Raw genomic sequence first — 235 nt, forward strand, 5'->3', positions numbered from 1 at the left:
GCACAAGAAGTCATCACCGAAGACAATATCGAAACCCAAGCAATTGGCCCCTTATGGCAAGCGGCAAGCGGCAGTGCTCAACTCGGTGGTGAGAGTGCGCTGCGTGCAGCACAAAGTGAGCTTGGCTACCGTTTTGCTCTGCCGTGGCTGATGATTATCGCTCCAATGCTCGCCGTCCCACTGGCGCAAGTACGTCCGCGTCAAGGACGTTGGCTGCGTTTGTTTCCTGCCATCT

General features: G+C 56.2%; 1 pseudogene. It reads left to right on the forward strand.

Annotated elements, in window-relative coordinates:
* Nucleotides 1-235: pseudogene (locus tag AAEZ03_RS28925) on the forward strand (hypothetical protein); the annotation flags it as partial.

The sequence above is a fragment of the Pseudomonas sp. HY2-MNA-CIBAN-0224 genome, from assembly GCF_040310285.1.
Classification (GTDB): domain Bacteria; phylum Pseudomonadota; class Gammaproteobacteria; order Pseudomonadales; family Pseudomonadaceae; genus Aquipseudomonas; species Aquipseudomonas helleri.